Consider the following 8,216-nt stretch of genomic DNA (forward strand, 5'->3'; position numbering starts at 1 on the left):
CCAGCGCCCGCCAGACCGGCAGGTCCTCCTCGCCCCAGGGGCTGTACGCCCAGTCGGCGAGCAGCCCCGGATCGCCGCGCGCGACGAGCGCGGCCCGTAACTGGTCGGCGAGCCGGCGCCGGATCCGTACCACGGCCGGCGCCTGCGACCCGGGGAGCAGCGGTCCCGCGTACGCGTTCATCGCCGACGTCACGGCGCCGGAGGCCAGCAGGCGCGCCACCGTGTCGAAGTCCGTGTCGACGGTCCCCGCCAGCCGGTACGGGCGCGAGCGCAGCAGCTCGGGGCCCAGCAGCCCGCGCAACCGGAACAGTTCGGCGCGCAGCGTGACCGGCGGCACCGACTCGTCCTCGTACAGCTCCACCAGGAGTTCGTCGCCGGTGACGCCCTCGGGGCGGTGCGCGAGCAGCGTCAGGATCTCGCTGTGCCTGCGGCTGAGCGGGATCTTGCGGCCGGCCGTCAGCAGCAGCGCCTCGTCCCGGCCGAGCGCCGAGAGCTGCGAGCACCCGGCGCCGGGCGGCGGCGCGAGCAGGGCGAGCTGCGACTCGGCCGCGCGGGCGACCGCGCCGACGAACGCCAGACTGTGCGGGTGCGCGAGGCGGTCCCCGCCGGTGATGTCCACGGCGCCGAGCAGCCGTCCGGTGCCCGGGTCGTGGACGGGCGCCGCCGCGCAGGTCCAGGCGTGCACGGGACGCTGGAAGTGCTCGGCGGCGAAGACCTGCACGGGGCGGTCGACGGCGATGGCCGTGCCCGGCGCGTTCGTGCCCGCCACGCTCTCCGCCCAGCGCGCCCCCGGCACGAAGTTCATCCCGCCCGCCGCGCGCCGGGCCGCCGCGTGCCCCTCCACCCACAGCAGCCGGCCGTGCGCGTCGCACACGGCGACCAGATGCTCGCCGTCCAGCGCGTACGCGCTCATCAGCTCACGGAAGAGCGGCATCACCCGGGCCAGCGGGTGGCCGTCGCGGTACGCGGCGAGCGCGTCGTCGGTCAGGTCGACGCACGCGGAGCCCTCGGGGCTGACGTGCGCGCGTGCCGAGCGCTTCCAGGAATCCGCCACGACGGACCGTACGGGGTGCTCGACGTGGCCCGCCGTGGTGAACGACTCGTACGCGCGGCGCAGCGCCCCTCGGCGCCTCACCGGATCGGCCCCGGCCTCCAGGGCCACCCATGTGTCGGTCAACTCGGCCTCCCCGGCCACGATTCACCGGACACGGCCCATCGTCGCCCGGGCGGGGCCGCCCGGCAAGCGTCCTGTCAGGACGAGGGGGAGGAGCGGGGGAGTCGCCGGAGTCGCGGGAGTCGCGGGATCTGGCCCGGAGTTGGACGGAGAGGATGACCCCGGGTCACCGGGAGAGGAGCGCGGCCGCCGTCTCGCGGAGATGACGGTGCAGGCCCCGGTGCGGTTCACCGGCGGGCAGCCACTCCTTGCGGATCTTCGCCACGCAGGTGTAGTTGGTGTCGCAGACGTTGGCGAGCGGCGCCTCGCCCGCCTGCGAGAGGAATTGGTACGCGTCGAGTTCCGACAGGCCGTAGTCGCGGGCCAGCCACTGCGTGAGGTCCAACTGGGAGATACGGAAGGCGTCTTCGAGGGGGCGGGCCGAACCGGTCGAGATGATGTGGGTGTCGGACTCGATCCGGGGCCAGGGCGTCGAGACGCCCTTCAGCAACTCGACGATCACCACCGTGTTCATCGCGCACTCGACGGCGACCCCGCAGGTCTCGCCCTCACCCTGCCTGGCGTGCCCGTCGCCGAGACTCAGCATCGCGCCCTCGACGTTGACCCCGAGGTAACAGGTGACGCCGGCCCGCATCTCGGGAGTGTCCATGTTGCCGCCGTGCGCGTCGGGGACGAGCGCGGAGCGTACCTCCAGATTGGCCGGCGCCACCCCGACCGTGCCGTGCATCGGGTCCATCGGCAGTTCGATCTCGATGTCGCTGTCCCGCGCGCTGAACAGGCAGGTGCCGCGCTCGCGGTCGAGCTGCCACATCCAGACGACCTCGGGCAGCGGGGGCTGGAGCGTGGCCGTCGTATGGGTCGAGGTGAGCGCGCCGAAGAGCGGCACGGTCGTCGAGGCGGCCCAGTCGCGGGCCGGCTGGATCGACACGAAGTGGACGGCCAGCGTGTCGCCGGGCTCCGCGCCCTCCACATGGAAGGGGCCCGTCTGCGGGTTGAGGAAGGGGAACTCGCACACCTCCGACACCAGATCGTTCACCGACCGCACACGGCCGGCGAAGCAGTCCTCGGTGAACAGGTCCAGGACCGTGCCGGGCGCGATACGGGCGACGGGCGGCGCGCCGCCGAACGTCCACGCGTACTCGCCCTGCTCCGGACGTACGGTCAGGATCCTCGGGTCGCTCATCGGTGTGCTGCTCCCATCTCCGGGCCCAGGACCTGCCGGTCGGCCGGGCCGCGCCTGTCACCGGACGGTGCCGGTCACCTGCCTGTTCTCGCGGAGCTCACCGTACGGCGACGGTGTGTCGGGACGGAAGAGGTACCCCGTCACCGCCCGTTCACCGCCGCCTCGGCGCGCGCTCGCAAACCTCGTACCGTCAGCACTCGCCCAGCCCGTCGGCCAGAGCCGCGGCAGGGTCGTGATGGGCCGGGCCCACGGGCGCCCACCGCCCTTGCTCCTGGCGGTACGGCCACCAGCGCCCGTCCGTTCCGCAGCGGAGCTGAACCGGTGTGCCGACCACACTCCAGCGTCCGGGGGCCACCGCACGCGTCCGGGGCCGGTCCCCGCCGTCCCAGGCAGTGTCGAGCGCCGCCTTCGCCCGAGCGAGGGCTTCGGGGTCCGGTGCCAGGTCCTCTTCGAGTACGGCGAGGGAGGCGGCGCCGCCGTGGCGCCAGGCGCGTACGGCGAGGTCGAGATCGGCCGGCCGCCGGCCGGTGCCCGTGGCGATACGCGCGGCGAGAGGGCCGCCGTCGGCGCCGGCCGCCAGCCGTACACCGTCCTGTCCGGGCGTCAACTCGTCTTCGAGCGGCTGCTGTTCATGCCCGGGGGAGAGCGCCTCCGTGAGCAGCCGAAGGGCCCGCGCCGCCGCGTCGGCGGCGAGGAGGCGCAGGGCGTCCGCGTCGATTCCCCCGGGCGGCGCCGTCTCCGTGTCGAAGGCAGGCGGCTGCCCGATTGCCTGCGGCGGGACCGGGGGAGCGGGCAGCGGCGGCAGGATTTCGGCGGCGGCGAAGGCCTCCGAGGCGAGCACACCCGCCAACTCCCCAGCATCGGCGCTGTCGTTGCCGTCCTCTCCGTCGCTGTCCCCGGCGGTCGGCGGGGCGGCCCGGACCGCGCTGCGTACCTGCAACTCGTCCACCAGCCGCCGCTCGCTCCGGCCCCGCATCAGCAGCAGGACGTACGGATCCTCGTCCAGCAGCCTGGCCACCTGATAGCAGAGCGCGGCGGAATGGGGGCAGTGGTCCCAGGCCTCGCAGCCGCACTCCGGCTCCAGATCGCCGATACCGGGGAGGAGTTCGACCCCGGCGCTCGCCGCGTCCTCGACGAGGTGCGGTGGCATCTCGCGGTCGAGCAGGGCGGCGACGTGCCCGGCGCGGTCGGCCGCCATGTCGAGGAACCTGTCCCACTCGTCGCCGGTCAGCTCACGCAGCAGTACATCGCTGCGGTGGGCCGTGCCGTCGGGGTCCCTGACGACCGCGGTGATCCGGCCGGGCCGCACCGACACGGCGCCCACAGCGCCTTCGCGTGCGCGCTTACGTCCCTTCTTGAGCTGGGCACCGTCCAGTGCTGTGTCCTCCAGCGCCTTCAGCCAGGCCAGGCCCCACCAACTCCGGGCGAAACCACGGCCGGTGGCGGGCGCGAGGGCGGGGAAGACGCGCTCCGAGCTGTCGGCTGTGTGTGCTGTGGTCGCCGCGTGCGGTGTGTTCGACGTGTTCGACGTGTTCGACGCCTTTGGCGTGTTCGGCGAGTCGCTCATCGTGTGTTCCCCCGCAGCTCCACCAGGTCCGCCAGTTCGGCGTCGGTCAGTTCGGTCAGCGCCGCCTCGCCCGAGCCCAGCACCGCGTCGGCCAACCGCTGTTTGCGTGCCAGCATCTCGGCGATCCGGTCCTCGATCGTGCCCTCGCTGATCATCCGGTGCACCTGTACGGGCCGGTGCTGGCCGATGCGGTACGCGCGGTCCGTCGCCTGTGCCTCCACCGCCGGGTTCCACCACCGGTCGTAGTGCACGACATGCTCGGCGCGGGTCAGATTGAGTCCGGTGCCCGCCGCCTTCAACGACAGCAGGAAGACCGGCACTTCACCGCTCTGGAAGCGGTCCACCATCGCTTCCCGGCCCCCGACGGGCGTGCCCCCGTGCAGGAACAGGCTCGGCACGGCGCGCGCCGTCAGGTGCTGTTCCAGGAGCCGCGCCATCCCCACGTACTGGGTGAAGACCAGCACACTCGCACCCTCCGCCAGGATGGTGTCGAGCAGTTCGTCGAGCAACTCCAACTTGCCGGATCGGTCCGGGAGATGGGGCCGTTCCTCCTTCAGGTACTGCGCGGGGTGGTTGCAGATCTGCTTGAGCGAGGTCAGCAGCTTCACCACCAGGCCCCGCCGCTCCATCCCGTCCGCCGCCGCGATGGCCGCGAGCGTCTCCCGTACGACGGCCTCGTACAGCCCCGTCTGCTCCCTGGTGAGCGAGACGGCCCGGTCGGTCTCGGTCTTGGGCGGCAGTTCGGGCGCGATGCCCGGGTCCGACTTGCGCCGGCGCAGTAGGAACGGGCGGAGCAGCGCGGCGAGTCGCTCGGCGGCGCCCGGGTCCCCGCCGCCCTCGACGGGCTGCGCGTAGCGGGTACGGAAGGTGCCGAGCCTGCCGAGCAGTCCCGGGGTGGTCCAGTCGAGGATCGCCCACAGCTCGGAGAGGTTGTTCTCCACAGGTGTGCCGGAGAGCGCGACCCTGGCCCGTGCGCCGATGGTGCGGAGCTGCTTCGCGGTGGCCGAGTAGGGGTTCTTGACGTGCTGCGCCTCGTCGGCGACGACCAGGCCCCAGTCCTCGGAGGCGAGCCGGGGCGCGTCGAGGCGCATCGTGCCGTACGTCGTGAGGACGAACTCCCCGTCGGCCAGGCCCTCCAGGCCACGCGTGGCACCGTGGAAGCGGCGCACGGGCGTGCCGGGCGCGAAGCGTTCGATCTCGCGCTGCCAGTTGCCCATCAGCGAGGCGGGGCAGATGACCAGGGTCGGTCCCGCCGCCGACTCCTCGGTCTGCCGGTGCAGATGGAGTGCGATGAGTGTGATGGTCTTGCCGAGTCCCATGTCGTCGGCGAGGACACCGCCGAGGCCCAGCGATGTCATGCGGTGCAGCCAGTTGAGGCCGCGTAGCTGGTAGTCGCGGAGTGTCGCGGTGAGCGCCGCGGGCTGGCCGATCGGCTGCCCGGCGCCGGGTGTGCCGGGTGTGCCGGGTGTGCCCTGTTCCGTAATCGTGCTCTCGGGGTCGGCGAGCCGTGCGCGCAACTGCTCCAGCCACCCGGTGGCCTGCACACCGACTCGCTGTCCATCGATCTCGGTGGAGCCCGTCAGTACGGCACCGAGCGCGTCGACAGGTGTGAGGCGGCGATCCCTGCTCTCGCGGGCGCGCTTGGCCTCGGCCGGATCGACGAGCACCCACTGGTCGCGCAGCCGCACCACCGGCCGCCCGGCCTCAGCGAGTTGGTCCAGTTCGGTGCGGCTGAGCGGCTGACCACCCAGCGCGAAGCGCCAGTTGAAGTCGAGCAGTGTGCCGGCCGACAGAAACGTGGGCAGACCCGATCGGCCCGGGCGGGCGGTGTCTTCGTCACCCTGGCCGCCGACCGGGATGCCGGTGTCGGACACCGGCCCGGTGCCGGGTGCCGCGTCCGCCGGGCCGATGACCGCGCGTGCGGTCAGTGTGCGGGTCAGCTCTCTGGGCCAGTGCACCTGAACACCGGCCGCTGACAGGGCCGTTGCGGCTTCGCCGAGCAGTTCGGTGACCTCCTCGTCCGCCAGCTCCACGGTGTCGGGTACGGCGGCCGACAGCAGCGGGGTGAGCGGCGGCCATGCGCGGGCGGCCCGGCGCAGGGCGAGCAGGGCGTCCATCCGGGCGCGTGAGCCGAAGGCCGTACCGGCCGTGCCCGTCCCCGACCAGACCTCGACGGCGTCGGCGACCAGCGTGGGATCGCTGACACTGTGGATCTGTAGCACGGCGCGGAAGGCGGGCCCGCCCTCCGCCCCCATTCCGTAAGGGAGTTCACCGTCCGGCAGCACTTCCGGCAGCACCTCCGGCACCGCGTCCGCCAGGCCGGGCAGCTCGACGCGCAGGGAGAGCCGTACCCCCGCGTCGTGTCCCGCCGCCACATCGGCCGCCCAGCCCCGCAGTTCGGGGAATCGCCCCGGTTCCGCCGCGCCGAAGGCCTCGCTCCCGGCGACGATCGGCGCGGCCGGAGTGCGTGGCAGTCCGTCGACGACTGCGTCGAGGAAGTCCCGCAGCAGCCGCTCCGGTTGGGGAAGGAGGACAGGACCGGTCTGCTCGGGAGCGGTGTCGAGCGCCACGCAGTGTGCGGTGGGCGGCATCGAGGCGGCGAGCGCCCGGAGGCCCTCCAGGTCCTGCGCCGTCAGTGGCCCGGCCCGCCAGGCGTCGTGATCCGCCTCGGTGATGCCGGGCAACAACCGTCCCTGAGCGGCGAGTTGCAAGGCGAAAAGGGTGGCGGCACCCCAGAATGCCACCGAAGGTGAAGGATGTTCCGCAGCCCGGGCCCTGGTCAGAAGCGGAACCGCACGTGCCACGGGCACAAGCGACGCGTGGACCATGAGAGGGTGTGTGTCGGAGCCGACGACGGTCAGCTCCTCCACGGAGCCAAGGGCGGACGGCGGTTCCGCGCCGCCCGGATGCCAGAAAGCGATCCGGCCGGTTCGGGCCGGATCCGCCGGCAGGAAGACCGTGGAGCAGCGGGCGAGTTCGGAGATCCGGGGAAGCGTTGCCGCGGGGATCCTTTGCACAGCGAAAACGTATTCCTCAAGTTTGACTACTGGACTGGGCCGCCGAGGGTACCCCACCGCGAAGCCACGCGGGAGCGGCGCCGTCCTGGTCACCGTTCACAGATACCACCCACCACCGGTCGGCGAGGTGCACCCAGCACCGCCTCCGGTGGTCGGGTATCCCCCCGTTTTTCCCTGGTGGTAGCGCCATGGCTGCCTGCCGTCACGGCCCCGTACGTTCATCAGGTCGGCGTGATTCCGCGCGACCCGTCCCATTCAGAGCATCGGCCTACAGACCGGAGACCGAGATGCCCCAGGCCACCGCCACAGCCCTCATAGCGGAGCCCGTCCCTGACCCAGCCGCCGGCGGCCGCACGGCCGGCAGCGATTTCGCTCCCCTCCTGCGAATGGTCAAGGAGCAGGGACTCCTGGAGCGCCGCGTCGCGTGGTACGCCCGGGGCATCACCGTCAATCTCCTGGTCGTGGCCGCGATCGTGACCGGGATGATCCTCATCGGGGCCTCCTGGTGGGCGCTGCTCCTCGCGCCGGCGCTGGCCCTCGTATCCGCGCGGATGTCGTTCGTGGGACATGACGCGGGTCACTGCCAGATAACCGCGGACCGGGGCAGGGGCAGGATCGTCCAGCTCCTGCACGCCAACCTGCTGCTGGGCATGAGCCAGGAGTGGTGGAACGACAAGCACAACAGGCACCACGCCAATCCGAACCACATCGACAAGGACCCCGATGTCAAAGCCGACATCCTGGTCTTCACACAGGAGCAGACGGCCGGCCGCTCAGGTCTGCGCCGCTGGCTCACCCGCCACCAGGCGTGGCTGTTCTTCCCGCTGACCACCCTGGAGGGTGTCGCGCTCAAGGTGTACGGCTTCCAGGCCGTCCTCGCCCGTGGCGAAGACGCCATGCCGGTCCGCAAGCGGGTCCAGGAGGGCGCGCTGCTCCTGGTCCATGTCGTGGCTTATGTCACGCTGCTGCTGACCACCCTGAGCATCGGCCAGGCCGTGGTCTTCGCCGTGATCCACCAGATGCTGCTCGGTCTGCACCTCGGCATGGCTTTCGCCCCCAACCACAAGGGCATGGAGATGCCCGACCCCGAGACCAGCGCGTCCTGGGGGCACCTGCGCCGACAGGTCCTGACCTCGCGGAACATCCGCGGCGGACCGCTCACCGACTGGTTTCTCGGTGGGCTGAACTACCAGATCGAACACCATCTCTTCCCGAGCATGCCGCGCCCCCACCTGCGGCTCGCGCAGCCGCTGGTGCGCGCGCACTGTGCTTCCC

5 protein-coding genes are annotated in these 8,216 nt (G+C 72.2%); 1 reads left to right on the forward strand and 4 read right to left on the reverse strand.

Translation table 11 applies throughout. The features are described from left to right. The 4 genes from QR77_RS39950 to QR77_RS39965 all read right to left on the reverse strand — a co-directional run. A partial coding sequence (locus QR77_RS39950) for a helix-turn-helix domain-containing protein (protein WP_040029496.1) occupies positions 1–1,177 on the reverse strand: 1,177 nt, incomplete at its 3' end. 163 nt (positions 1,178–1,340) lie between these two features. After that, positions 1,341–2,357, reverse strand: a complete 1,017-nt coding sequence (locus QR77_RS39955) for an acetamidase/formamidase family protein (RefSeq protein ID WP_040026804.1) — start codon at positions 2,355–2,357, stop codon at positions 1,341–1,343. 190 nt (positions 2,358–2,547) lie between these two features. Then, entirely contained in the window at positions 2,548–3,924 is a 1,377-nt protein-coding gene (locus QR77_RS39960) for an SWF or SNF family helicase (protein WP_236711017.1), read from the reverse strand. After that, a complete protein-coding gene (locus tag QR77_RS39965; RefSeq protein WP_040026805.1) occupies positions 3,921–6,941 on the reverse strand; it encodes a DEAD/DEAH box helicase in 3,021 nt (1,006 codons plus the stop codon). Before QR77_RS39965 ends, QR77_RS39960 begins: the two co-directional genes overlap by 4 nt. A gap of 287 nt (positions 6,942–7,228) precedes the next feature. On the opposite strand from QR77_RS39965, the gene QR77_RS39970 reads away from it, so the two are divergent. Continuing rightward, positions 7,229–8,216 (forward strand): acyl-CoA desaturase (locus QR77_RS39970; RefSeq protein ID WP_040026806.1); only part of this gene is annotated, 988 nt, incomplete at its 3' end.

Origin of the sequence: Streptomyces sp. 150FB (genome assembly GCF_000818195.1) — a bacterium.
Classification (GTDB): domain Bacteria; phylum Actinomycetota; class Actinomycetes; order Streptomycetales; family Streptomycetaceae; genus Streptomyces.

Coding starts and splice junctions, on each gene's coding strand:
- QR77_RS39955 (WP_040026804.1), bottom strand. CDS start 2,357: ATGAGCGACCCGAGGATCCTGACCGTACGTCCGGAGCAGGGCGAGTAC.
- QR77_RS39960 (WP_236711017.1), bottom strand. CDS start 3,924: ATGAGCGACTCGCCGAACACGCCAAAGGCGTCGAACACGTCGAACACG.